Annotated in this window: 19 protein-coding genes; 15 read left to right on the plus strand and 4 right to left on the minus strand. The window is 49.9% G+C overall.

Features of this window, described 5'->3' with window-relative positions; genetic code table 11:
* The first annotated feature begins 174 nt into the window (after window positions 1-174).
* The 6 genes from HWI92_RS09185 (at window position 175) to HWI92_RS09210 (ending at window position 10,215) form a co-directional block, all read left to right on the plus strand.
* Window positions 175-1,275, plus strand: a complete 1,101-nt coding sequence (locus tag HWI92_RS09185; protein ID WP_204662993.1) for a FecR family protein — start codon at window positions 175-177, stop codon at window positions 1,273-1,275.
* Window positions 1,276-1,488: 213 nt separating this feature from the next.
* The gene (locus HWI92_RS09190; protein ID WP_229249225.1) at window positions 1,489-4,923 is read left to right on the plus strand and encodes a SusC/RagA family TonB-linked outer membrane protein; all 3,435 of its coding nucleotides are present in this window, start codon (window positions 1,489-1,491) and stop codon (window positions 4,921-4,923) included.
* Between the two features lie 22 nt (window positions 4,924-4,945).
* The gene (locus HWI92_RS09195; RefSeq protein WP_204662998.1) at window positions 4,946-6,508 is read left to right on the plus strand and encodes a SusD/RagB family nutrient-binding outer membrane lipoprotein; all 1,563 of its coding nucleotides are present in this window, start codon (window positions 4,946-4,948) and stop codon (window positions 6,506-6,508) included.
* Between the two features lie 170 nt (window positions 6,509-6,678).
* Window positions 6,679-7,950, plus strand: coding sequence for an amidohydrolase/deacetylase family metallohydrolase (locus tag HWI92_RS09200; RefSeq protein ID WP_204663000.1), 1,272 nt, complete (start codon window positions 6,679-6,681; stop codon window positions 7,948-7,950).
* 135 nt (window positions 7,951-8,085) lie between these two features.
* The gene (locus HWI92_RS09205; RefSeq protein WP_204663002.1) at window positions 8,086-9,018 is read left to right on the plus strand and encodes an RraA family protein; all 933 of its coding nucleotides are present in this window, start codon (window positions 8,086-8,088) and stop codon (window positions 9,016-9,018) included.
* A 90-nt stretch (window positions 9,019-9,108) separates the two neighbouring features.
* The gene (locus HWI92_RS09210) at window positions 9,109-10,215 is read left to right on the plus strand and encodes a bile acid:sodium symporter family protein (protein ID WP_204663004.1); all 1,107 of its coding nucleotides are present in this window, start codon (window positions 9,109-9,111) and stop codon (window positions 10,213-10,215) included.
* Window positions 10,216-10,580: 365 nt separating this feature from the next.
* Here HWI92_RS09210 and HWI92_RS09215 read toward each other — a convergent pair whose 3' ends face one another.
* Window positions 10,581-11,087 carry a GNAT family N-acetyltransferase gene (locus HWI92_RS09215; RefSeq protein WP_204663006.1) on the minus strand — a complete coding sequence of 169 codons (507 nt, stop codon included), beginning with the start codon at window positions 11,085-11,087 and terminating at the stop codon, window positions 10,581-10,583.
* A 130-nt stretch (window positions 11,088-11,217) separates the two neighbouring features.
* On the opposite strand from HWI92_RS09215, the gene moeB reads away from it, so the two are divergent.
* The 4 genes from moeB (at window position 11,218) to HWI92_RS09235 (ending at window position 14,926) form a co-directional block, all read left to right on the plus strand.
* Window positions 11,218-12,255, plus strand: coding sequence for a HesA/MoeB/ThiF family protein (moeB, locus tag HWI92_RS09220; protein ID WP_204663008.1), 1,038 nt, complete (start codon window positions 11,218-11,220; stop codon window positions 12,253-12,255).
* 191 nt (window positions 12,256-12,446) lie between these two features.
* Window positions 12,447-13,388, plus strand: coding sequence for a nitrilase family protein (locus HWI92_RS09225; RefSeq protein ID WP_204663010.1), 942 nt, complete (start codon window positions 12,447-12,449; stop codon window positions 13,386-13,388).
* 112 nt (window positions 13,389-13,500) lie between these two features.
* Window positions 13,501-14,382 (plus strand): sulfite exporter TauE/SafE family protein, encoded by an 882-nt coding sequence (locus HWI92_RS09230; protein ID WP_204663012.1) that lies wholly within the window; start codon window positions 13,501-13,503, stop codon window positions 14,380-14,382.
* Between the two features lie 73 nt (window positions 14,383-14,455).
* Window positions 14,456-14,926: an NADH-quinone oxidoreductase subunit A gene (locus tag HWI92_RS09235; RefSeq protein ID WP_204663014.1), complete on the plus strand. Its 471-nt coding sequence runs from the start codon at window positions 14,456-14,458 to the stop codon at window positions 14,924-14,926.
* A 34-nt stretch (window positions 14,927-14,960) separates the two neighbouring features.
* Here the strand turns inward: HWI92_RS09235 and HWI92_RS09240 are convergent, their stop codons facing one another.
* Entirely contained in the window at window positions 14,961-15,704 is a 744-nt protein-coding gene (locus HWI92_RS09240) for a hypothetical protein (protein WP_204663016.1), read from the minus strand.
* 121 nt (window positions 15,705-15,825) lie between these two features.
* Between HWI92_RS09240 and nuoB the strand changes: the two genes are divergently transcribed.
* From nuoB to carB, 5 genes are all read left to right on the plus strand, one after another.
* Complete coding sequence (gene nuoB, locus HWI92_RS09245; RefSeq protein ID WP_204663019.1) at window positions 15,826-16,347, plus strand: NADH-quinone oxidoreductase subunit NuoB; 522 nt, start codon at window positions 15,826-15,828, stop codon at window positions 16,345-16,347.
* A gap of 11 nt (window positions 16,348-16,358) precedes the next feature.
* Window positions 16,359-16,901, plus strand: a complete 543-nt coding sequence (locus HWI92_RS09250; RefSeq protein WP_204663021.1) for an NADH-quinone oxidoreductase subunit C — start codon at window positions 16,359-16,361, stop codon at window positions 16,899-16,901.
* Between the two features lie 88 nt (window positions 16,902-16,989).
* The gene (locus HWI92_RS09255) at window positions 16,990-18,705 is read left to right on the plus strand and encodes a hypothetical protein (RefSeq protein WP_204663023.1); all 1,716 of its coding nucleotides are present in this window, start codon (window positions 16,990-16,992) and stop codon (window positions 18,703-18,705) included.
* 136 nt (window positions 18,706-18,841) lie between these two features.
* Complete coding sequence (locus HWI92_RS09260; protein ID WP_229249235.1) at window positions 18,842-20,656, plus strand: hypothetical protein; 1,815 nt, start codon at window positions 18,842-18,844, stop codon at window positions 20,654-20,656.
* Between the two features lie 208 nt (window positions 20,657-20,864).
* On the plus strand, window positions 20,865-23,708 hold the full coding sequence (carB, locus tag HWI92_RS09265) for a carbamoyl-phosphate synthase large subunit (RefSeq protein WP_204663027.1): 2,844 nt from the start codon (window positions 20,865-20,867) through the stop codon (window positions 23,706-23,708).
* 185 nt (window positions 23,709-23,893) lie between these two features.
* Here the strand turns inward: carB and HWI92_RS09270 are convergent, their stop codons facing one another.
* Both HWI92_RS09270 and bshA read right to left on the minus strand, forming a co-directional pair.
* Window positions 23,894-24,148, minus strand: a complete 255-nt coding sequence (locus HWI92_RS09270; RefSeq protein ID WP_204663029.1) for a DUF4834 family protein — start codon at window positions 24,146-24,148, stop codon at window positions 23,894-23,896.
* Window positions 24,149-24,257: 109 nt separating this feature from the next.
* Window positions 24,258-25,397, minus strand: coding sequence for an N-acetyl-alpha-D-glucosaminyl L-malate synthase BshA (gene bshA, locus HWI92_RS09275; RefSeq protein WP_204663031.1), 1,140 nt, complete (start codon window positions 25,395-25,397; stop codon window positions 24,258-24,260).
* Window positions 25,398-25,399 lie beyond the last annotated feature (2 nt).

A 25,399-nucleotide genomic window follows, 5' to 3' on the forward strand; every position in this document is an offset into this window, starting at 1 on the left:
TTTGCGGAATACTCAAAGTAGGTAAAGGCTTTTGTTTCAACCATCACCACTGTTTTTCTGACAGCTGATACCTGCCCCCTTTTCAAAAATCCAGAAAATTATTTTTAAAAAGAGAGTATCGGCATTTGAAAACTGCATCCTTTAACTACTTAGCCATATTTTTATTTGCCCCATATGCACGACTACCGCAATTTTCTTCCGGAGGAACTCGCCGCTGACGCTTCGTTCAGGCGATGGATCCTGTTCCATGACCCTGTGGAAGAGGCGTTTTGGTTGGAGTGGCTGGAATTGAACGCGGATAAAAATACCCTGGTGGACGAAGCGAAGGCATTACTTACTGCCGCCACACAGGCATTCGATCAGATATCGGACGAAGAAGTTGCCAATGAGCTATACAGGTTGTCGCACGCCATTGGCACCAAGACGGTCAAGAGGCCTTTTCTGAGAATTCCGTTCCGTCCGCAATGGTACCACATGGCAGCTTCGGTGCTGATCCTGATGGTGGGTGGATGGTGGCTCAACGGACAAACCGCTACCCGGCAGAAATCGGAACAATACCGGCAGATCCTCAGCCAAATCAGCGAGCCGCTGATCGAGGTGGAAAATACGGGAGTCAAAGCAAAAGTGATCACCCTGGAAGACGGCAGCTCCATTTTACTGCAACCCAAAAGCAAGATTACCTATCCCTCGCGCTTTGAAGGTGCGCGCCGCGAGGTGTTCCTGACGGGTGAGGCATTTTTTGAAGTGGCCAAAAACCCGCATCAGCCTTTTTATGTATACGCAAGTACGCTGGCAACCAAGGTTTTGGGAACCAGCTTCAAGGTGAGTGCTTTTGACGGTGACAAGGATGTGAAGGTAGTGGTGAAAACGGGCAAGGTTTCCGTGTTTCCGATGACCAAAGAGGATGTTGAAAAACAGCACTCCAATGACAAGCTGGTAGGCATGGTGCTTACGCCCAACCAGCAGATCGTGTTCGCTGCCAAGGAATTACGCCTGACGCGCAGCCTGGTTGAAGACCCGAAGTTGTTGGAATTGCCGATTCAGCGTCAATCGTTTGAATTTAAAGGCACGCCAATTACCGAGGTGTTTGCCACACTTGAAAAATCGTATGGTGTCAAAATCATTTACGATGCCGAGGTAATGCAGAACTGCTACCTCACCGCTTCCCTCTCCGATGAACCTTTGTTTGAAAAAATAAACCTGATATGCCGCACCATCGGCGCTGAATACGAGCAGCTGGATGCCAGTATCATTATCACCAGCAAAGGATGTTAACCGTGTACGCTGTCTGTCAATCTCTATCTAAAAACTCAACTTCCGCCTATGACGAGAAATTATTACTGATTTCTTCCAACAAAAAAAGAGCCGATGATGCTGCAACATCACCGACCCGCAAAGTCCCCCGAATCGTTCACGTGTAGCGCTGCTGCTCAGACAGTTGGCGCGGGAACCATTATGCCGAATTTTAACCCGACAAAAATCAAAATTATGTCAAAAGCAGTACAGTTTCACCATGCTTTACAGAAAATCATGCGCATTACTCTGTATCAAGCCATACTCTCGATTGCAGTGTCCACGTTTGTGCAGGCGCACGACGTACGCGGCCAGAGAGTACTAGAACAAAAAGTATCGTTTCGTTTAGCCAACACCGAGGTAGACAAGGTTTTGGATCGGATTGAGAGTACTACGAAGGTTAAATTCATGTACAATCCCCAGATCTTCAATAATCAGAAAACTTCCTACAAATTCCAGGATGAGCCTCTTTCCGAGGTGCTTAACAAAGTGCTTACGCCGCACAAGGTGACGTATGAAGTAGTTCAGGACCGGATTATCCTGCGCCGTGAAACAGCCACCGAGGCGACACCAGCTTCCAAGGAAGCACCAAAACGCAACGTTTCGGGTGTGGTGACGGACGAATCGGGTCAGGGCCTGCCGGGTGTAAGCGTACTGGTGAAAGGTACGCAGCGCGGTACTTCCTCGGACAGCGACGGTAAGTATTATATTGATATTCCCGATGGCGAAGTAGCTTCCGCTGTGCTGATTTTCAGCTTTGTAGGCTATACTTCACAGGAAGTTCCGGTAGGCGCGCAGTCTACCATCTCGGTACAGCTTGCTCCTGAGGCAAAAGCCCTGAACGAAGTAGTGGTAACAGCCCTTGGTATTTCGAAAGAAAAAAGAGCGCTGGCTTATGCAGTAACAGAAGTAAAGGGTAGTGAATTTACCCAGGCACGCGAAACAAACGTAGCCAATGCACTGACGGGTAAGATCGCGGGTGTGAATGCAACCGGTATGTCAACCGGCCCCGGCGGATCAAGCCGTATCATTATCCGCGGTAACGGCTCTTTGAGCGGAAACAACCAGCCTTTGTACGTAATCAATGGTATGCCGATGGACAACAGCGTTCCGGGCGGCGGCAACGCGGCGGATGGTAATGGTAACAATACCGACCGTGGCGATGGTATCGGCGGTATCAACCCCGACGATATTGAGTCGATCAGCGTTTTGAAAGGCGGCCCTGCTGCGGCTTTGTACGGTGCACGTGCATCCAATGGTGTGATCCTGATCACGACCAAAAAAGGTCGGGCGCAGAAAGGCATCGGTGTGGAGTACAATGGAAACTTTACAGCTGACAACCTTTCGGTTATTCCAGACTGGCAGTATGAGTTTGGCCAGGGTGTGGATGGCGTGAAACCAACCACGCAGACACAGGCTAAAAGCTCAGGCCGCCTATCGTACGGTGCAAGAATGGACGGAACTCCGGTAGTACAGTTTGACGGTCAGCTCCGCCCCTACTCTCCTCAGAAAGACAACCTGAAAAACTTTTACCGCACAGGTACTACCTATACGAACTCGCTTTCTTTTACCGGTGGTAACGAAACCGTGAACTTTCGCTTCGGTCTGAATAACACGAAGTCCAACAGCATCGTACCCAACTCTGATTTTGCAAGAAGGATCGCCAACCTGAACGTAAATGCGTTTCTGGGCAAAAAACTGAGCGTTGAAGCGGTTGTACAATACAACTTTGAGCAGGGACATAACCGTCCGAAAGTAGGTTACGCAGATTATAACCCGCACTGGGCAACTTACCTCGTGGCCAATACCGTGGACATCCGCAGCCTTTCACCGGGATACGATGCGGTAACCGGCAAAGAGATTGAATGGAACCCTGTACCTGCTGCGCCAAACCCTTATTTCGTCATCAATAAATTCAAGAATGATGACCGTAAAAACCGTTTCCTGGGTCAGGCCAACATCCGCTATGACATTCTTGACAACCTCTTTATCAAGGGTAGTGTAAGCCAGGATTACTACAACTTCAACTACGAGTTTGTGGTGCCTACCAACAATGCCTACCAGCCGCTGGGCGTTTACGAAGCCAAGAAAATTTCTTCTTCCGAGACAAACGGCATGGTGACGCTGAATTACAACAAAAACTTCTTTGAAGACCTGAGCTTTTCAGTACTGGCAGGTGGTAACATGCAGCGCAGCATTTATGACCAGACTGCATTTAACGGTAACGAATTTACCATTCCTTACTTTTACAGCTTTACCAACTTGGCGACTTCAACAACTACGCCGAGCTACTCCAAAAGCGGTATCAACTCCCTTTTCGGATCGGTGGATTTAGGTTATAAAGGACTGGCCTACATTACCATGTCAGGGCGGCAGGACTGGTTTTCGGTATTGAATACGGCGAATAACAGCATTTTCTACCCTGCTGTCGGCGGTACCTTCATCCTCTCTGAAGCCCTGAAACTTCCTTCGGCAGTAAGCTTTGCAAAACTCCGCGGATCATGGGCTCAGGTAGGTGGTGCCAACGTAGCCGCATACCAGATCTATCAAAGCTATGCAATGGCCCAGGGCGGACACAATGGTCGTCCGGTACAGCAGCTGAGCTCAGCACTTGTGCCTAACCCTGACCTGCGCCCGCTGACTTCCACTACTTCGGAGATCGGTCTGGAAGCGCGTTTCCTGAACAACAAACTGGGTCTTGACGTAACATTGTACAACCGTAAGACAACCAATGATATCGTTCAGAGCAACATCGCTTCCTCATCGGGCTATACTTCTGCCCTGCTGAACGTGGGTGAGCTGAGCAACAAGGGTATCGAGCTCCTCATTAACGGAACACCGGTTCAGAAAAACAATTTCACATGGGATGTGAGCTACAACATGGCCTACAACAAAAGTGAGATCGTGAAGCTTGCCGAAGGATTGAACAGCCTGAGCATCGGTACCGGTGTAGGCGGCGGCTTGATCAACAACGTGGTGGGTGGTACTTACGGTGAAGTTTGGGGTTACAAAAAGAAAACAGATGCTGCCGGTAATGTTGTGTTTAACACTGCCAGCGGGTATGCTGTACGCGGCAACCTTGAAAGACTTGGAAATGGGGTACCTCCTTTGACCATGGGTATCACCAACAACTTCAAGTACAAAAACTTCTCTCTGAATGTATTGATCGATGGTAAATTCGGAAGCGTTGTTTACTCCAACATGTACCAGTATGCTTATCGTTTCGGTTTGCCAAAGGAAACTCTGCCAGGTCGTGAAACCGGCGTGACAGTGACAGGTGTAACGCCGGAAGGCGCTCCTTTTACCAAAACATGGGAGATGAAAGATGTTGATACCTACTATGACAATGACAAGAATTACACTGCCATGTTCGTGTTCAACAACGATTTTGTAAAACTGCGTCAGGTAATCCTCAGCTACACGCTGCCTGCCAAGCTGCTGAGCCCGCTGAAAGTTCAGTCGGCATCGGTATCGCTCGTGGGACGTAACCTGGTGCTGCTTTACAAAGACAAACGCAACAACTACTTCGATCCTGAATCAAGCTACTCCAACGGAAACGCACAGGGACTTGAAGCATTCGGCGTACCCAGAACAAGGAGCCTCGGTGTGAACCTGACAGTGAAGTTTTAATCAGCCCAAAATTCCATTGACGATGAACAAATTTTTGAAACTATCATATATGGCCGCCATGGCCATCTTCATCTCCTCCTGCGACAACAACTTCGAGGAAATGAACGTGAACCCCAATGCTTCCACGGAGGTAGTACCGGGTTACCTGTTTACGCGGGCACAGCTCGTGACGGTGAGCAACAACTTTACAGGAGCGGCTTACCTGACAATCGGTGGTTCCATGCAGCATTTTGCTACTTACAAGGAAGTACCTGCTGCGGGCGACAAGTACTTCAACTTCGGCTACTCACAGGGCAGCTGGGCACTCTACGGCGGCGATCCTGCCACGGCCGGCGCGGTGATCGACATCAACCAGGTTATTGATGCGGTGTCTGCCAATCCGATGGACGTTAACAAGCTGTCAGTAGCGCGTATCTGGCGTGCATACCTCTTTCACCGCCTTACGGATCTGTACGGAGACATTCCGTATTCGGATGCAGGTACTGCGCTGACAGACAAAAACTACACGCCCAAGTACGACGAGCAGAAGGACATTTATGCCGATATGCTGAAAGAGATCGAAGAATCGGTCAATGCATTCGATGCAGCACAGGCTACTTTCGGCAATGCTGATCTGATTTACTCGGGTGATATTACGAAATGGAAAAAATTTGCCTACTCCCTGATGATGCGCCTCGGTATGCGTCTGACACAGGTGGATCCGGCGATGTCGGAAGCGTGGGTGAAGAAAGCCATCGCAGGTGGTGTGATCGTGGATGATGCTGATATCGCTACAATCGCCTACGTTGACGGATCTATCACGGCGAGCCGGAACTTTATTGCGGCAGGTTTGATCGGGACAGATTATGTATCGCCGGGCGGCGACAATGTAGAAGGCGGTAAGCTGGCTAAAACTTTAATCGATCACCTGAAAACGACCAAAGATCCGCGTTTGAACGTGATTTCAGTCGTGTGGACGAAAGCCAATGCAAATTCACCTTACGTAGCAGATACCTCTACTGCATTACAAAAGGGTATGCCCAATGCTGCATTCAACTCCCTGCCTGCTGACTTCGATACCTACTCGGAGCCCAATCCGAACACAATCCTGAAATACAATGCGCCACTTCTGGTATTTACAACTGCTGAATCGCACCTGCTGCTTGCAGAAGCTGCCGTAAGAGGATGGTACTCAGGCGGAAGTGCTGCTTCCGAGTATGAAAAAGCGGTAGTTTCCGGTATAAAACAATGGGCATTGTTCGGCACAGGCGGCATTGTTTCCGATGCGAAAATCGCCGCCTACCTGGCTGCTAACCCTTACAAGACAACCGGGACGGTAGCGCAGCAGATCGAACAGATCTCTACACAAAAGTGGGTAGCACTGTTCCTGGAAGATGAGTACGAAATCTGGTCCAACTGGCGCCGTACTGGATATCCGAACCTGACTCCTACCAACTATCCTGGTAACCTGACAGGTGGAAAAATCCCTACCCGCTTTGTAATTCCGGATTCGGAAGAGCAGTACAACCAGGCCAACTTTTACGAAGCCAGAACACGTCAGGGAGGCACGAACACGCTTTCCAGTACGGTGTGGTGGGATAAGTAAGATAATTTAGAATGATCCCCGATACGGATTGCAGGTTTGTCCGGCAATCCGTATTGTTTTTTTAACAATGAATTGAAAAAGGAAAGCCTGACCGGGCTGATGCATTTGCAACTGTTGTCTGTATTCCAATTGTGCTTCTTACGACGCACATCCAACACCTGAACCAAACTATGCGTAAGAAATTCTTTTTAGCCGCAGCCCTCTGCTGCCTTTTCCACTTCTCCGACGCGCAGAAGTACTCCATCGTCATCAAAGGCGGCACCGTCATTGATCCGAAAAATAACATCAACTCCGTCATGGACGTAGCATTGAAAGGGGATACCGTCATGCTCGTCGCCAAAAACATTGATCCCAAGGAAGGCCGCCAGGTCGTAAATGCGAAAGGTCTTTACGTAACACCGGGCCTGATCGACATGCACTCCCACAATTTTTATGGTACCAAAATGGACCAGACATACAGCAATGGACCCAATGCCCTCCCACCCGATGGCTTTACTTTCCGTACCGGTGTAACTACGGTAGTGGATGCCGGCTGTGCTGGGTGGAAATCCTTTGCCGACTTTAAAAAACAGACCATCGACATCTCAAAAACCCGCGTGCTGGCCTTCCTGAATATTGTGGGCGAAGGAATGCGCGGCGGGAACTATGAGCAGATTGTGGAAGATATGGATGCGGCCGCCACAGCCAGAGTAGCCAAAGAAAATCCGGATTACATTGTGGGTATCAAACTCGCGCACTTCAATGGTCACAACTGGACGCCTACCGATCGGGCCGTAGAAGCTGGCAAGCTGGCCAACATCCCGGTAATGATCGATTTTGGCGGGGCTCAGCCGGTCCTTTCCATTGAAGAACTATTTATGAATCACCTGCGTCCCGGTGATATTTTCACACATTGCTTTGGCCAGCTCAACGGGCGCGAGCCGATCCTGGACGTAGCGACGGGCAAGATTAAACCATTTGTATACGAGGCACGCAAAAAAGGTATTTTGTTTGACGTAGGCTATGGTGGCATCAGCTTTGCCTTTTCTCAGGCCATTCCAGCAGTAAAAAGCGGATTTTATCCGAATACCATCAGTACTGATATCCATACGGGCAGCATGAACAATGCCATGAAAGACATGCTCAATGTAATGTCCAAATTCCTGGCGATGGGCATGGACCTCCCTGCGGTCATCAAAGCGAGTACCTGGGCCCCTGCGCAGGCCATTCACCGGGAAGAGCTGGGCAACCTTTCGGCAGGTTCCCGGGCCGATGTGTCGGTATTGCGGGTACTGGACGGTAAGTTCCAGATGGCCGACACGGGTACTTTCGGTTTTGTCGATTACACGGGTACCCGGATCACAGGCAAGCAGAAGCTGGAAGCAGAAGTGACGATCCGTGGCGGAAAAGTGGTGTATGACCTGAATGGGATCACCAATCCGCTCGTCTTGTCGCGCAACTAGCGGGCGGTGCCGTGGATTTTTGTTATACTAAAAAAGAGGCGGCACCCGCATTTGGCAGCCAACTACCCATGCCGCTTATTGTAAACTATTCCCTAATTTTAACCACTTACAAGCCGCAAATTACCATACCATTTTATGAGATTACAGTTTCTTGCGTCCCTCGCATTAGCTTCCCTCGCTGCGGGCGCCCCGCGCTTTGCCGAAGCCCAGACAATTCCCAAGGAAGAACTGATTTTCCTGACATCCGAATGGAAAGGAGAACGTTTCCCGGACGGCCGGCCGAAGGTTTCTGACGACCTTGTCCGCCGCGCTAAGGAAATCAACATTGAGGAAGCCTGGGTAGTGCTTAAAAATGAAGGATATAACTGCCAGTTTGAAGGCAACTGGAAAATCGTGCACGACGATGTGGTGATCGCCGGGCGCGCATTGACGGCCCAGTTTATGCCATCCAGGCCCGACATTGAAAAAAACATCAAGGACCGCGGCTCCAAGCAGGGCCGTATTGGCAACACCAACTCCTGGCCCATCGACATGCTGAGCAAGGGCGACGTATATGTGGCTGACGGTATGGGTAAAATCGTGGAAGGAACACTGATCGGTGACAACCTTGCAAATTCAATTTTTGCCAAGACTGGTAATGGTGTGGTGTTTGATGCCTCGGTACGTGACCTGGACGGACTCTCCAAAATTCCCGGCTTCAATGCATTTGTCCGTGATTTTGATCCCTCCTACCTGAAAGATGCAGTCGTTACCGGCATCAACACGCCGATCCGCATCGGGCGTGCCGTAGTACTGCCGGGCGATCTCGTACTGGGTAAGAAAGAGGGTGTGATTTTCATCCCTGCACACATGGTGGAAAAGGTAGTGGTCACGGCAGAGTTCATCGCTTTGCGTGACAAATTTGGCATTCAGATGCTGAAAGAGGGCAAGTACACGCCTGGCCAGATCGACAGTCAATGGTCTGACGCGCTGAAAAATGATTTTCTGAAATGGCTTGATAAAAATCCGGGCGAAATTCCAATGAAACGCTCGGAACTTGACGAGTACATGAAGAAACGCACCTGGTAGCCCTGCCCGGTCCCTTCCGGAAAATTTCTGGGGCGCAGGCCGCAGAAATTTTCCCTTCCTGATCCCTGATTGCATTTTAACCACCTTATCATGAATGTTTACAAGCTACTTTTTGGCCTGGCGGCTTTGCTTCTGCTGGCGGGTCTTGTTCTGGCTTTCAGCGGCAACCTTGCTTCTGCGGGCCCTGTGTTCATTGCATTTTTTCTCGCGCTCGCAGTCAGTTTCCGCGGGTTCGACAAGCTCAGAGGCTTTACCTATACGACGGTCATTTTTGCAGCAGTGACCACCGCCATGTACTATCCCCAGCATTTCCAGACCGTAGGCGATTTCAAGCTGGCCGCACTGATTACGCCTTTAATCCAGATCATCATGTTCGGAATGGGTACTTCCATGAGCTTCGGTGATTTTGTAGGGGTTGTAAAAATGCCGAAAGGCGTGCTGATCGGGGTTGTGAGCCACTTTATCATCATGCCTACAATTGGTTATACCCTGGCCAGTATCAGCGGTTTTCCACCTGAGATTGCTGCGGGTATCATCCTGATCGGCTGCTCACCCAACGGAATGGCATCCAATGTGATCTCCTATCTTGCCAAGGCAAACCTGGCTTTGTCTATCACCATTACAGCCATTTCCACCATGCTCGCGCCCATTGTCACCCCGATTCTGATGAGTCAGCTGGCCGGTGCATTCGTACAGATCGACACGCTGCACATGATGTGGGATATTATCAAAATGGTTATTATTCCTATCGGAGCAGGGCTGGTATTTAACAGGTTGTTCAGCGGCAAGGTCAAGTGGCTGGATGCCGCCATGCCACTGATTTCAATGGGAGGGATTGCATTTATCATTGTCATTATCACTGCTGCCGGACGTGACAGCCTGTTGTCCATCGGACCGACGCTGCTCCTGCTGGTATTGTTCCATAACCTTTCGGGCTATACGTTGGGGTACTGGTCGGGCAGGCTGTTCAAAATGAGTGAGCGCGATTGCCGTACCATCGCCATTGAAGTGGGTATGCAAAACGGCGGACTGGCTTCCGGCATCGCCAAGGAAATGGGCAAAATGGCCACTGTCGGACTGGCTCCTGCCATTTTCGGCCCCCTCATGAACATTACCGGCTCCATTCTCGCCTCCTGGTGGCAAAGCAAGCCCACCGGCGATGAAGAAACGTATGTAGAAACCGGCAGAATGCATTGAGTAAAAAGCAGTAGTAGTTGGTTCACCAAACCCGCTGCATGTTATCATACCACACTGAGCAGAAGTCGAAGTAAAGAGCCCACTCCCACTTCGACTCCCACTTCGACTCCGCTCAGTGTGACAAAATGAACCCCACTTCGACTCCGCTCAGTGTGACAAAGCAACTCCCACTTCGTCTCCCACTTCGACTCCGCTCAGTGTGACAGAATGAACTCCACTCCAACTCCCACTTTGACTGCGCTCAGTGTGACAGACTCTCCTCCTTCAAACAATCCCTGACCACCCCTGACAACAAATGACAATCCCTGACAACAAGTGACCACAAATGACAATCCCTGACCACAAATGACCGCCCTTGCCCCCCCTCAATAATGATCATCCAGCAGCAGCTGCATAAACACCAGATCCAGCCACTGATCAAATTTATAGGCGACCTCTTTCAGGTAGCCTTTTTCTACAAAACCATATTTTTTGTGAAACTCAATGCTGCCACGATTGGAAGCGTCGATGCCGGCGATCATGGTATGAAGCCCCTGCTCCTTGGCACGCTGAATGAGGCTTCCCAAGAGCCTGCCGCCTACGCCCATCCCGCGTGATTTATCATCCAGGTAAATAGAATGCTCCACACTGAACTTATAGCCGATTTTGGGCCGGAAGATGTTGTACGAGCCATACCCGATTACTTTCCCCTCCTGCTCCGCCACAATCACGGGCATTCCGTTCAGCACCATTTGTTCAAACCAGGCTTGCTGCTCCTCCATGGTCCGCACGTCATAATCGTAAATAGCGGTAGAGTGAAGAATGCTGTGATTAACAATATCCAGAATAGCAGGGAGATCCTTTAATGCAGCACTTCTGATAATAAGATCCATCAAAATAACGGGGTTCAATTTGGTGTTAATGTTACAATTTCAAAGATATTGCATCTCCGAACTTTTACACGCCTGTCTGCATTAAAATCATAAAACGCCGCAATTTTACCCCATTATACATCTCCTAACCATGGAACCCCTCGAACGCAAGCGGTACAGCCGGCAGATCCTGCTGCCCGAAATCGGTTTAGCCGGACAGGAAAAATTGCGCGCTGCCAGGGTGCTGGTCGTAGGTGCGGGCGGCTTGGGTTGCCCGGTCCTCCAATACATCGTTGCCGCCGGCGTCGGTACAGTAGGCATTGCCGATGACGACACGGTTGACCTTACCAACCTGCACCGGCAAATCCTTTACACCCGGGATGATATTGGTAAAAACAAGGCTGAAACAGCAGTTCAGAAGCTTTTACAGCTCAACCCGCATGTGCATTTTACCGCCTACCCTGTAAGACTGACGCCTGAGAATGCGGAGGAAATTGCGTCGGGTTACGATATCGTTGTAGATGGATCGGACAATTTTCCTACCCGCTACCTGGTGGATGATGTTTGTGCCAAACAGAAAAAACTGCTCGTATTCGGCTCTATACTGCGTTTTGAAGGACAGGTATCTGTTTTTAATGGTCCGTCCGGTCCCTCCTACCGCTCGCTGTTCCCCGACAGTGGTGAGGCAGATAACTGCGCGGATGCAGGTGTACTTGGCGTGCTTCCCGGAATTATCGGTACGTATATGGCCAATGAAGTCATCAAGCTGATCTGCGGGATCGGCCAGCCCCTCGTGGGTAAGTTGCTGATTTTTAATGCATTGAATGCTGCTACGCAGATATTTGGTCTTTCAGGAAATACCGGCGCGGAGCATAATGCTTCCGGTACAGAAATTAATTTTACCAATCAGCACGACGAATTACTGAGCTGGGAATCCTATGAGGCATTTGCAGCCACTTCGCCGGGCGACTACTGGCTGGTGGACGTGCGCGAGCCTTATGAGTTTGAGGCGGATAATTTCGGGGGCGTTAACATTCCGCTTTCAGAAATAACCGACAACCTGAAAGAACTTCCGGCCGGGAAAACCGTCGTGCTTTATTGCACCACCGGAACCCGCAGTCAAAAAGCCGCAAAGCTGCTCGGCAAAGCGGGATATGCAGGCAAACTCCTGACGGCCGGCAACTGGTAAATTCCGGATTGAGGATTTAATCAGTTTAGAAAAACGAGATTTTTTAATTTGCAGGAAATACAAATCCAGACTGCTTTTTACGGTAAAAATGTCGGGAAAGGAGTTGATCCAGGAAATATAAATACAATCATCTTTAAAAAAATCCTGAGGAACGATGACCAGGAAATGTCAAACTAAACCAGTACCAAGCCATGCAACCCATTAAAATTGCCACTGCACAGTTTGAAAACAAAAGCGGCGACAAGGCGTACAACCTTTCGGTGATAGACAAGCTTTCAGCCGAGGCAGCCGCAAAAGGTGCCCAGGCCATTGCCTTTCATGAATGCTCCGTGACCGGATACACCTTTGCGCGAAACCTGACGCGGGAGCAGATGCTCGACCTGTCTGAGTACATCCCCGACGGACCAAGCGTGCAGAAGCTGAGGGTTATCGCTGCAAAAAACGGAATTGCGATTCTTGCAGGCCTGTTTGAAAAAGATGAGGATGGTAAAATGTACAAGGCCTACGTTTGTGTAGACAGTACAGGGCTCGTTGCCAAATACCGCAAGCTGCACCCATTTATAAATCCTCACCTTACGCCAGGCGACCAGTATGTGGTTTTTGATCTGCTCGGCTGGAAATGCGGCATCCTGATCTGCTACGATAATAATATTATTGAAAATGTGCGGGCAACGAAGCTACTGGGTGCCGATATCATTTTTATGCCCCATGTAACGATGTGCACCCCATCCACGCGCCCCGGTGCCGGTTTCGTCGATCCGCGGCTTTGGGAAAACCGCCATACTGATCCTACTTCGCTCCGGCAGGAATTCGACAGCCTGAAAGGCCGTGCCTGGCTCATGAAGTGGCTGCCTGCCCGGGCGTACGATAATGCAGTTTATGCCGTCTTTTCAAATCCGATCGGCATGGACGATGACCAGTTGAAAAATGGCTGCTCCATGATCCTGGACCCTTATGGGGACGTGGTAGCCGAGTGCCGGGAACTGGACGATGCTATTGCTTTGGCTACCTTAAACCCCGCCCACCTGACGAAGGCCGGTGGCCACCGGTATATACAAGCCCGCCGGCCGGAGCTTTACGGTGACATTATCGCCCGGGAACATGCTTCTGAGCAAAAGGTTGTCTGGATGTAGGTGCGGGAAACAGGGGTATTTTAAGGAAAAATTAATAATCTACTAACCAACTAGATTAAATAGTTTCGTTACTTTTGCGCCACTTTGTTTTCGTCCCATCAAACGAACTATAATGCTCGCAAAAGTCCTTGCCCTGAAATTACCTGCCTCTCCGCTCTGGTACCTGATTCCGCTCACCGTGCTTGCTTCCCTTTTGGGAGTGCTTTTTCTCAATGGTACGATTGCGTTCACGCAGGATGAGGCAGTCTCGTTTTTGACGGGCGATTTTATGTTTTATGTGCTGGTCGGGCTGGGTGCGCAGCTGGTGGACGGTGCATTGGGCATGGCTTACGGTGTCACTTCCAACTCCTTTTTACTAAGCCTGGGCGTATCACCCGCGGTGAGCAGTGCCAGTGTGCACTTTGCAGAGATGTTTACAACCGGTGCATCGGCCATTTCGCATTTCAGGTTTAAAAACATCAATAAAAAGCTGTTTAAAAGTCTGCTCATCCCCGGCGTACTAGGCGCTGTAACTGGCGCGTACCTGCTTTCCGACGTGATCGACGGTGACGCCATCAAGCCTTATATTGCGTTTTACATGCTGGTACTCGGCATTATTATCATCCGCAAAGCCCTGCTCAAACCGGGCGTTAAAAATAAAACCAGGCGCATCGGTATCCTTGCGGCGTCAGGCGGGTTTCTGGATTCAGTAGGCGGTGGCGGCTGGGGTCCCATTGTGACTTCCACCCTACTGGGCCAGGGCCGTGATCCCCGTTATACGATCGGTTCGGTAAATGCCGCAGAGTTTGTCATTGCATTTTCCAGCGGTGTTACGTTCCTGCTTTTCAATGGGATCAGCAGCTGGCCAGTGGTGTTGGGCCTGATTGTAGGCGGTGTGATTGCTGCTCCGGTTGGCGCAATGCTCGTAGGCAAGATCAAGCGCAAACCTTTGATGCTGATCATCGGCGCGCTGGTGATCAGTCTGAGCGTGCGGACCATCCTGCTCAGCATCTGACACCCGAAAACATCAGTTTACAGGTTTTTGATCAGCAAAATAGCTTAGTTTTGCAAAAAACAAGCTCAGGCACATGCTGACAGACTTTGGCTACATTCTGCTTTTTATCATTGCCGCACTTGTGCTGCTGAGCGTGATGCTGAGCGTTGCGCGGTTCCTGCGCCCCAATCGCCCCAATGAAGAAAAACTGACCACCTATGAATCTGGCGAGGACCCGATAGGTAATGCCAATGTGCAGTTTAACGTGCGCTTCTACGTGGTGGCACTCATTTTCGTGCTTTTCGAAGTGGAGCTGCTGTTCCTTTTCCCCTGGGCGGTGGTGTTTGGCAACGAAGACCTGGTTGCGCAGACCAACGGTCAGTGGGGCTGGTTTGCACTGGGTGAAATGACTGTATTTATTCTCATCCTCGTCGTTGGCCTGGCTTATGCCTGGGCCAAAGGCTACCTCGACTGGGTGCGCCCCAAACCGCAGATACCGGATATAAAATCACCAGTACCAGCGGATATGTACCTTCAGATCAATCAGAAGTACGAAAAAAAGTAGCGGTCACTGATCCCGCCGCCTAAGGTTAATCACCTCAATGCATCATCATTTTCTTTTTTAAACCCGGTTTTGGAAAGAACACGAGGCCGATCTGCAGGTAAATCTGGTTGACTTTCAAGCCGGGCAAGTCGCTTACCGTCACGTTTTCGCTCTTCCATTTGCGGCGGCCGAGTATAGGCTGGTGGTAAGTCGCCTTGGCGCTCAGGTAAACTTTTTCGTTATACTTTGGCAGCACATTCATCTTGTAATCTACACCTGCACCCGCATGCACGTTGATGTTGGCGGTAAATAGCTTTACGGCCTGAAATGCTGCCGGATTACCCACAAGCTGTCCGAGCGTGGCCGTACCATTGCTGCGGATGTTTAAACGATACAACATGAAATCCACCCCGATAGGCAGCATTACATTCCACCGGGCGGTGTTGACAAACTTCGGACTACCGTCTGTCCCGATGCCGATCCCGTTGAGGTAGGCTTTGCGCTCATCCCTGTCCTTGGTATAATTGGTACCATTCATCAGGATGATGCGGCCTTCGGAGTACCAGCGCTGCGACTCCATTCTCCGGGCCAGTACCAGTGATCCCATGAATGAAGTAAATGGTTTTACAGCAAGCTTTTCAAGCTCATGGCGGATTGCAGGATTATTGGACAACAAACCAAATTCTGCATAAAAGCCCATTCCGCTCTGAAAAATGCGAAACGTAGAATCTGATTGCGCGTGTACCGAGTGGAACATGACCTGCGACAGGAAAACAAGAAGGAGTAATTTGTTTTTCATAGACGAATTGTATCAGGAGCCTCCTTCATGCTGATTTCGGGAAACCCTTTCTTGTCAAAGTTGGTTATTTTTCTGAACATTAGAGAGCAATATCCGTACCATCGGATAAGAGATATATAAGATGAGTGAAAGTATTAAAAATGGCGACGGAGGTATCATCCTGACCAATGCGGAGGACCTGATGAACTGGGCACGACTATCGTCGCTGTGGCCTATGGGCTTCGGCCTCGCCTGCTGTGCGATTGAAATGATGGCCACGTACGCTTCCAATTACGACCTCGAACGTTTCGGAATTCTGCCCAGGCCCTCGCCCAGGCAGTCTGATGTAATGATTGTGGCCGGTACGGTAACCTTTAAAATGGCCGACCGGATCCGTCGGCTTTACGAGCAGATGCCCGAGCCGCGCTACGTAATATCCATGGGAAGTTGCTCCAATTGCGGTGGTCCTTACTGGGAACATGGGTATCATGTGGTAAAAGGTGTGGACAGGATCATACCGGTAGACGTCTATGTTCCCGGCTGTCCGCCCAGGCCCGAAGCCCTCATCGGCGGTTTTATGCGGTTGCAGGAAAAAATCAGGGGCGAACATCCGCTGGCTCCCGACCTGTTTCTGGAAATGGAGGCTGAGGCCGTAAACCAATAATTACTCGATTTATGGATTTTCAGGAACTTACCGACCTTGTAAAGGCGCACTTTCCACAGTACACAATTGAAGCCGATATGCGCAATCCGCAGCCCGCATTGCTCATTCCGGCATCGGGCATTGCAGACATCTGTGCATTCCTGCATGCTGATCCGAGGTTGTTTTTCGACTTTCTTGCGTGCATTACGGCCATTGATAACGGACCGGAAAAGGGTACCATGGAGCTCATCTATAATATGACCTCTATTCCGTACGGCCGTGATCTTGTTTTGAAAATGGTGTTTGCGAGAAATGAGGCAGGCACTCCGCTTCCTGCTATACCTACGGTGAGCCACATCTGGCGTACAGCCGACTGGCACGAGCGCGAAATTTTTGACCTGATGGGTATTGCATTTACCGGCCACCCCGACCTGAGGCGCATTTTGCTGCCGGAGGATTGGGATGGGCATCCGCTACGCCGCGACTATGCTGTGGAGGGGCGGTATCATGGTATTTACATCCGGTTTGAAGACGGCACGACACAGGAACGTGTTTCGTCGGAAGACAGGCGCTAGCCGGCTGTCAGGCTGGCGGCGGAAATCTGCGAAAAATTTGGCAGGGACGAAAAGCCTCGTTATTTTTCGTTAAATTAATTTCCAAAGTATGCGCTTCATCTTCCTGCCGATATTGCTTTTATGCTCACTTCCGGCCCTGTGCACACCAGCTGATTCCATTATCATTAAAGGCCGGATCCTTAACCTGAGCGGACGCCTTTACCGGCAGGCACCTTCCATTACCTTTTCCCGCAACAACATTCTGCAGCCCCAGTCCGAGCTGAGCCGGCAGGCGCCTTTGCAGGCTGATGGTACTTTCCGTATCTCGCTGCCGATGCTGTTTGCGAAAGAAGAATTTTACCTCGATTACGGAGGCCGGGCAGCTACCGCTTTCTTGGGCTCACCCGGCACGCTGGAAGTAACCTTTGACGGTGACTCGCTGGGAAAACCTTCCAGGCTTTTTATTTTTTCGGGTGTAAATGCGGATGCCAACAACCAATACTTTGCCTACCTCACTGCCGAAAACAAGCTTGCCCAATCGACCAAGCCGGTGCCCGGTTCCAGCGCCGAAAATCCGAAAGCTACGCTGGGTCCTCAGTTTTTCAAATATTTTTGGCAGCAGGATGCCCAGGAAGCGATCAGTGCAGTGGCCACCCGTGCGAAGCTGAAAAACATGCCGCTCAACGATGTGGCGAATACCGGCACTTTATCCCCTGACCTGAAACAATGGATAGAATCACTGACCGCGGATGAGAGTCTGCAGCTCCTGTACGAACATGCCCTGAGCGGCCGCTATGATCCTTCCAAAAACCTGCTCGACAGCCTGCAGCGGCTGCGCAAAGCTCCGCTCACTTCCCAGCGGGTACTCTGGGCGAGCAGGTTTGGTGAATATGCCGATTACAAAGTGCAGGAAATCAAATATACTAATCCGGCAAGAACCAACTCTTTACCGGTAAAGCTCATGGCATCGCTGATCAGGGATTATTCCCCGGGATTGTCACCGTCCGATCGCAGCTTCCTGGACGAAGTGAACCTCAAAGGTGTGACTGAAAAAACAGCATTGGACAACCTGAACAAACTGTTTGCAAAAAATGAAACTACCCTGAACCTCCTCTTCAACTATGAACGGGAAGCGCGGATTTATGGTGAATTGTTTGAAGGTCCCGGCGCTGAATTTCTGAAAGCGCGGTATTTGGCAAGAAATCTGTACAAGTTCAGCTACCGGCAGCAATCGTTGTTGAATCGGCACGTACAGGGAAGGAATGCGGTTCCGGCATTCAGGGAGTCACTGGACGAACTGGTGAAGCTTGAACTGAAAGACAGTGCCGATATCCGGAAAATGGTCGAGTTCCGTGACGTAAAAACAACCCCTACCGAAGTACTTCCTGACTATTATCTCACAGCCTCGCGCGACCGGGGCACAAGCTGGCTCAACGGCATTCTCGACCAGTACAAAGGCCGCCCGGTATACATCAGCAAGTGGAACCTTGAAGACGCGAAAAGCCGCTCGGAAATGGAGTTTATTCCAGCTTTGCAGGCATCGGTAGCGGAGGATGCGGTGTTCGTGTTTGTGCACCTGGCAGGAGAAGAATACGAGGTTTCCGAAGCATTGATCCGCCAGTACATCGTGCGGCACAAGCTGCGCGGCATTCACATGATCCTGAACGCCCAGCAAAGTATGGATCTGCTTTTCAGGCTGAACCCGCTGGACTATGCCACTTTTGCACTCGTGCGCCGTAGCGGAAAGTTCGCTGAGAAAAACGCTTCCCCTCCGAGTGCCCTTGAAAAAACAGTCAGTCAGATCAATGATGCTGCGCGTAAGTAACTTTTCTGCAGCTTTTTTTACATATTAGTACAACCATTTACCACCCCCAACAACCATATATCTTTCATAAGCGCGTTAACATTAAGTCTGTTGTCTGGAATAGGTAGTGCCCATGTTTAGATATTTCCTGGTGTTCATGTTGGTATCAACCCTTGCTGCGGCACAAAATCCCGACAGCCTTGAGGTGTACAGCAGGGATAGCATACGGTACACCAATCTCAAAGCCCGGATGTCGAAAAGCAAGTTTTCGCGGGCTGTTTACCGTCTGCTTTTCAGGGATGTATACAACCAGGGGCAGGTGACGGAGGTCAAGGAAATTGAAACAAATCCCTTCACACCCTTCGAGGGGATGGTAATCCGTAAAATTTACATCCGGCAGCTCGACATACTGGGCGAATCCGTATACGACACAACCCGGGTCGGCAACAGGCTGGAAAGATTCCTGAGTAAAAACCTGCATACCAATACCCGGGAAGGAATTATCAGGCGGTCATTCCTTCTCTTTTCGGAAGGCGACGATATCCAGGCACAGGTATTGAAAGACAATGAGCGTCTGCTGCGTGAAAACCGCACGATCGTGGATGCGCGGATTATCGTCATTCCCCGGAAAGACGTGACTTGGATGGCCGATGTGGTAGTTCTGGTGCAGGATGCCTGGTCGCTCAACTTTTCCGGGAGCTTCAATAACTTCAGCAAGTTCAGACTGGGCATTGAGGATATCAATGTGCGCGGAACCACGCATTCGCAACGTACGGGTATCCGCTGGGATAGTCGCGATACACTTCAGAAATTTCAGTTCAGGACGATTTACACGGTACCCTACATTGGTAAAACTTTCATTACCGGACAGGCCAGCTTCATTTATGAGCGCGATATCAAGGAGCAGTCCATCCGGTTTTTCAGAAGGTTCCTGACCAACGAAACCCGGTACGCCGGTGCCGTAGAGGCAGCACATCGCAAAACGATCCAATACAAGCGGTTTCTGGATAGTACCGAGGTGCAGGTGCCGCTTTTCCCGACAGATTACAAATATTACGATATCTGGCTCGGGCGCGCGTTCAAGTTCCCCTTTCCCGAGAGTAGGCTCGCCCAAAATTCACGCCTGGTGGTCGCTTTACGACACAACAAATTCGTATTCAGTGAGCGCCCGCAGGTATCACCCGAGCTGAACAAGATTTACTGGAACCGGAGTGCCACACTTGCCAGCCTTGGTTTTTCAAACCGGAACTACAAGCGCGACGTTTTGATTTACGGATTCGGACGAACTGAGGACGTACCGGTGGGTAATCTGTTTGCCATGACGGTGGGAAGGGAGAATACAGAGTTCGGGGCACGCGGATACGGCGGCCTGCAATATGCCACGGGCCACTACCTGCCGCACAACCTGGGCTATATGTACACCCTCATCAATGTAGGCTCCTACTTCAAGGAAGGCAAAGCGCAGCAGGGCACCCTGGCCGGGCAGGTCAACTATATCAGCAATCTTATTCCGTTTGGATACAGCTTTTTCAGGCAGTTTCTGACTTTCAGGTACACACATGGTGTCAACCGGGATCCGCTCGACTACCTTAACATCAGCGGGGAGCAGGGTATACGGGGCATTAACAGTGAGCAGCTTATCGGTACCAAGCGGCTTACGATCGGTACTGAGACGGTGTTCTTTTCTGACAAGAGTTTACTGGGTTTCCGGATCGCCTACTTTGTATTTGCAGACATCGGGCTGGTCAATGGGGTTCCTTCACTCTGGGATAGTCCCGTGTATCAGGGTTATGGGCTAGGGCTGCGTTTACGTAATGAAAACCTTACTTTCAATACCCTGCAGTTGCGCATCGGCTACTATCCCAATATCCCGGGCAACCGGTCTGTGTGGCGGTTTGGGGCCGATGGAAATGTTCCACTCCGTCTTCGTGACTTCGATATCTCCGCTCCGGCAATCGTACCGCTGCAATAAAGGGGCAAAACACCTGCAGTATTTTGATTATCGAATGTTAAATATTACAAATCTAAAAAAACAGGCGATTTGTGAGCGTTCTTCCTGCTTTTTCGAATATGTAAATTAACTTTGTGGAATTTTTGGACGTACCCCTGCAAATTTCTTCAGGCTTCTCCCAAAAGTTGATAGTAGTTAATTTCCTCATATCCACAAATTACCATTCACTGTGCCCAAAAATTCGAATATCAAGTCCGTTCTGATTATCGGTTCAGGTCCCATCATCATCGGTCAGGCATGCGAGTTTGATTACTCCGGCTCACAAGCCGCCCGATCCCTGAAAGAAGAAGGTATAGAGGTTGTCCTGATCAACTCAAACCCTGCGACGATCATGACTGACCCGATCAGCGCAGATCAGGTCTATTTGCTTCCTCTTGAGAAAAAGTACATTGTTGAAGTTTTAGAAAAACATAAAGCCATGGGCAGGCCGATCGATGCGGTACTGCCGACCATGGGCGGACAAACCGCATTGAACCTGGCCATTGACTGCGATAAGGCAGGTATCTGGAAAAAGTACAATGTCGAGATTATCGGTGTGGATATTAAAGCGATTGAAACCACCGAAGACCGCGAAAAATTCCGCCTGAAAATGCTGGAACTTGGTGTGAATGTGTGTAAAGGCCGCACCGCCAGGTCATTTTTGGAAGGAAAAGAAATTGCGCAGGAAATTGGTTTCCCGCTGGTGATCCGTCCCTCTTTCACATTGGGTGGTACTGGTGGCGGTTTTGTTGAAAAAGAAGAAGATTTTGATAAAGCATTGAACTACGGTCTGCACGCGTCCCCGGTACACGAAGTACTGGTGGAACAAAGTGTGATGGGCTGGAAAGAATACGAGCTGGAACTGCTGCGTGACAACAACGGCAACTTCATCATCATCTGCTCCATCGAAAACTTTGACCCGATGGGTGTGCATACCGGCGATAGCATCACCGTGGCACCGGCCATGACGCTCCCGGATACCCTGTACCAGCAAATGCGCGACCTGGCCATCAAGATGATGGACGGCATTGGAAAGTTTGCGGGAGGATGTAATGTGCAGTTTTCTGTCAATCCTGAAAATGATCATATCATTGCCATCGAGATCAACCCGCGCGTATCCCGCTCTTCGGCCCTGGCTTCGAAAGCAACGGGTTACCCGATCGCAAAAATTGCTGCAAAAATGGCAATCGGCTATAATCTTGATGAGCTGATCAACCCGATTACCGGCAGTACTTCTGCATTTTTTGAACCTTCAATCGACTACGTTATTGTAAAGGTTCCGCGATGGAACTTTGATAAATTCAAAGGTGCTGACCGCAGCCTGGGCTTACAGATGAAATCCGTTGGTGAAGCGATGGGGATCGGACGCAATTTCCAGGAAGCGCTGCAAAAAGCGTGTCAGTCGCTCGAAATCCGCAGAAACGGATTGGGTGCCGACGGACGTGAGCTCCGCGACCAGGAGGCGATCAAACATAGTCTGAAAAACCCGAGCTGGGACAGGCTATTCCATATTTACGACGCATTTAAAATCGGTTTGTCCTTCAAGACCATTCAGAACCTCACGCGCATCGACGCCTGGTTCCTGCGCCAGATTGAGGAGCTGATCGAGCTGGAACACCAGATTGAGAAGTACGACCTGGAAGACCTGCCGCGTGAACTGCTCCTGACTGCAAAGCAGAAAGGTTACGCAGACCGCCAGATTGCGCATTTGCTCGGAACCAAGGAAAGCAAGGTATACGACCGTCGCAGAGCTCTGAATATTAACCGTGTGTATAAATGTGTAGATACCTGTGCAGCCGAATTTGAGGCCAAAACGCCTTACTACTACTCCACTTTCAATACTTCGCAGGACTATCCGGACAATGAATCGGTGGTGAGTGACCGCAAGAAGGTGGTGGTACTCGGCTCGGGTCCTAACCGCATTGGTCAGGGAATCGAATTTGACTACTCGTGCGTGCACGGCGTACTTGCCGCCAAGGAAGCAGGATACGAAACTATTATGGTGAACTGTAACCCTGAAACTGTTTCTACAGACCCGGATATTTCGGACAAGCTGTACTTCGAGCCCGTATTCTGGGAGCACGTTTTTGATATCATTGAGCACGAAAAACCGGAAGGCGTCATTGTACAGCTGGGTGGACAAACAGCTCTTAAAATGGCTGAGAAGCTCGAAAAATACGGTATCAAGATCATCGGTACCAGCTACCACTCGCTCGACTGGGCCGAAGACCGCGGCCGGTTCTCGTCGCTGCTGGAAGACCTCAATATTCCTTTCCCGAAATTCGGCACGGTGCGTACTTCCGATGCGGCGGTTGAACTTTCGAGGTCACTGGGCTTCCCGCTGCTGGTTCGTCCGAGCTATGTACTGGGCGGACAGAGCATGAAGATCGTGATCAACGAAAAAGAGCTGGAACAGCATGTAGTGAAGATCCTGCACGATATTCCCGACAACAACATCCTGCTGGATCACTTCCTGGAAGGAGCACTGGAAGCAGAAGCTGACGCGATCTGCGACGGGGAAGATGCATATATCATCGGCGTAATGGAGCACATTGAGCCGGCTGGTATCCACTCCGGCGACTCGCATGCAACATTGCCACCTTTCGATCTCTCGGAAGACGAAATCAGGCAGATTGAGGAGCATACCCGCAAAATTGCGCTGGCCATGAACGTGAAAGGTTTGATCAACGTACAGTTTGCGATCAAAAATGGAGTTGTATTCGTAATTGAGGCCAACCCGCGAGCTTCCCGGACGGTTCCTTTTATCTGCAAGGCTTACAAAGAACCTTACGTAAATTATGCGACCAAGCTGATGCTGGGTGACAAGAAGGTAAGTGACTTTGATTTCAAACCATACAAAAAAGGCTGGGCCATTAAAATCCCTGTGTTCTCTTTCAATAAATTCCCGAACGTGAACAAGGAACTCGGCCCCGAAATGAAGTCCACAGGCGAAGGTATTTACTTCATCGACAGCCTGGAAGACGAATTCTTTCAGAAAGTTTATGGAGAGCGGAACCTGTACCTGAGCCGGTAGTCCCGATACCTATCTTAATAAAACAGAAAACCCGCAAAATGCGGGTTTTCTGTTTTGAGGGAAATGGAAATAAAAGCTTTGTATCCGGCCAGCCTGTTTATAAAAAACAATCAGTGATTTCTTGTGGTATCAAAAAAAGAAGAGCCGGCATTTTTGAGATACCGGCTCTTCTTTTTGCTAGAAAATCATTTTACCTCCTCATAATCCACATACTCGCCACCCTGGAAATTAGAGCGTCCCTGCTGGGTTTGTACATTATCGACACGCACACCCTGCCTGCCTTGCTGACGCTGCTGCTTTTGCTGCTGTGCCTTATATTGTTTTTGCTGCTCCTTGATAATCTGACGTCCTACGAGCAAGTGAAAAACAAATCTTCTGAAAAGCGGTACAAATGCAATCAGAAGTATGAGAATGAGGAATATGTTGAATAATATTTTCATGTCTGAAACTTTTTCCTGAGTGTATGACGTAAACCTACCAAAATAATCACACTAATTCCACCAAATCCACCGATGGTCCTGCACTGGGGTAAAGGTAAAAATTCCGTACCTAAACAGCTACGGCTTTGCTATTCTCTACTACACGCTCGTAATAAGCTTCGTAATGCGGAACAATCTTTGCTACGTCAAACTCCTTCGCACGGGCCAATGCATTGGCCTTGAATGTAGGCAGATTGGCCTCGTCCAGGATATATGCCGCATTTTTAACCATATCATCCACATCTCCCACATCACTCAGGAAACCTGTAACGCCATGTACATTCAACTCTGGCAGGCCACCTGCATTTGAAGTAATAAGTGGCACTTCGCAAGCCATTGCTTCGAGCGCGGCCAGTCCAAAGCTCTCTGTCTCCGAGGGCATCAGGAACAGATCAGCAACTGATAATACTTCTTCAATCGCATCCAGTTTACCCAAAAACCGCACATCCGAAAGCATGTCCAGCTCCCTGCAATAACGCTCAATACGGGCCCGCTCGGGACCATCGCCTACGAGAAGCAGCTTGCTGGGAAGTATTTTACGAAGTTTTTCAAATATCAGGACCACATCGTCAATGCGCTTCACCTTGCGGAAATTGGAAGTATGCACGACCAGTTTCTCTCCGTTGGGACAAATTGCCGTTTTAAAATGATCCTTTTTCTGGCGGTTAAACCGGTCGAGATCTATAAAGTTGGGGATCACCTCTATGTCTTTGGTGATGTTAAAATGCGCGTAGGTATCTTTTTTCAAGGAATCCGATACGCTGGTAATTCCGTCGGACTGGTTGATACTGAATGTTACCACCGGCTCGTAGGAAGCATCCTTACCCACCAGGGTAATGTCGGTACCATGCAGCGTTGTAATTACGGGAATATGCACGCCTTGTTGTGCAAGTATCTGTTTGGCAAGGTAGGCCGACGAGGCATGCGGGATGGCATAGTGCACATGCAGGAGGTCGAGGTTAGCACTGGCAGCCACATGCACCATTTCACTGGACAGGGCCGACTCATACGGCGCATACTGGAACAACGGGTATGCCGGAATGTTAACTTCGTGATAATAAAGGTTTTCGTTAAAGAAATCGAGCCTTTGTGGTTGAGAATACGTGATAAAATGAACCTGGTGACCGACTTTCGCGAGCGCTTTTCCAAGCTCGGTAGCCACTACCCCGCTCCCCCCGAAGGTGGGATAGCATACGATGCCTATTTTCATAG

The organism is Dyadobacter sandarakinus (genome assembly GCF_016894445.1).
In the GTDB taxonomy this organism is placed as follows: Bacteria; Bacteroidota; Bacteroidia; order Cytophagales; family Spirosomataceae; genus Dyadobacter; species Dyadobacter sandarakinus.

Bases quoted from the DNA above. Each gene is read 5' to 3' on its own strand.
- HWI92_RS09205 (WP_204663002.1), top strand. From the start codon at position 8,086: ATGAGATTACAGTTTCTTGCGTCCCTCGCATTAGCTTCCCTCGCTGCG.
- HWI92_RS09195 (WP_204662998.1), top strand. From the start codon at position 4,946: ATGAACAAATTTTTGAAACTATCATATATGGCCGCCATGGCCATCTTC.
- HWI92_RS09190 (WP_229249225.1), top strand. From the start codon at position 1,489: ATGTCAAAAGCAGTACAGTTTCACCATGCTTTACAGAAAATCATGCGC.
- HWI92_RS09240 (WP_204663016.1), bottom strand. From the start codon at position 15,704: ATGAAAAACAAATTACTCCTTCTTGTTTTCCTGTCGCAGGTCATGTTC.
- HWI92_RS09270 (WP_204663029.1), bottom strand. From the start codon at position 24,148: ATGAAAATATTATTCAACATATTCCTCATTCTCATACTTCTGATTGCA.
- HWI92_RS09225 (WP_204663010.1), top strand. From the start codon at position 12,447: ATGCAACCCATTAAAATTGCCACTGCACAGTTTGAAAACAAAAGCGGC.
- HWI92_RS09230 (WP_204663012.1), top strand. From the start codon at position 13,501: ATGCTCGCAAAAGTCCTTGCCCTGAAATTACCTGCCTCTCCGCTCTGG.
- HWI92_RS09210 (WP_204663004.1), top strand. From the start codon at position 9,109: ATGAATGTTTACAAGCTACTTTTTGGCCTGGCGGCTTTGCTTCTGCTG.
- HWI92_RS09215 (WP_204663006.1), bottom strand. From the start codon at position 11,087: ATGGATCTTATTATCAGAAGTGCTGCATTAAAGGATCTCCCTGCTATT.
- HWI92_RS09255 (WP_204663023.1), top strand. From the start codon at position 16,990: ATGCGCTTCATCTTCCTGCCGATATTGCTTTTATGCTCACTTCCGGCC.
- HWI92_RS09250 (WP_204663021.1), top strand. From the start codon at position 16,359: ATGGATTTTCAGGAACTTACCGACCTTGTAAAGGCGCACTTTCCACAG.
- HWI92_RS09185 (WP_204662993.1), top strand. From the start codon at position 175: ATGCACGACTACCGCAATTTTCTTCCGGAGGAACTCGCCGCTGACGCT.
- moeB (WP_204663008.1), top strand. From the start codon at position 11,218: ATGGAACCCCTCGAACGCAAGCGGTACAGCCGGCAGATCCTGCTGCCC.
- HWI92_RS09200 (WP_204663000.1), top strand. From the start codon at position 6,679: ATGCGTAAGAAATTCTTTTTAGCCGCAGCCCTCTGCTGCCTTTTCCAC.
- HWI92_RS09235 (WP_204663014.1), top strand. From the start codon at position 14,456: ATGCTGACAGACTTTGGCTACATTCTGCTTTTTATCATTGCCGCACTT.
- bshA (WP_204663031.1), bottom strand. From the start codon at position 25,397: ATGAAAATAGGCATCGTATGCTATCCCACCTTCGGGGGGAGCGGGGTA.
- nuoB (WP_204663019.1), top strand. From the start codon at position 15,826: ATGAGTGAAAGTATTAAAAATGGCGACGGAGGTATCATCCTGACCAAT.
- HWI92_RS09260 (WP_229249235.1), top strand. From the start codon at position 18,842: ATGTTGGTATCAACCCTTGCTGCGGCACAAAATCCCGACAGCCTTGAG.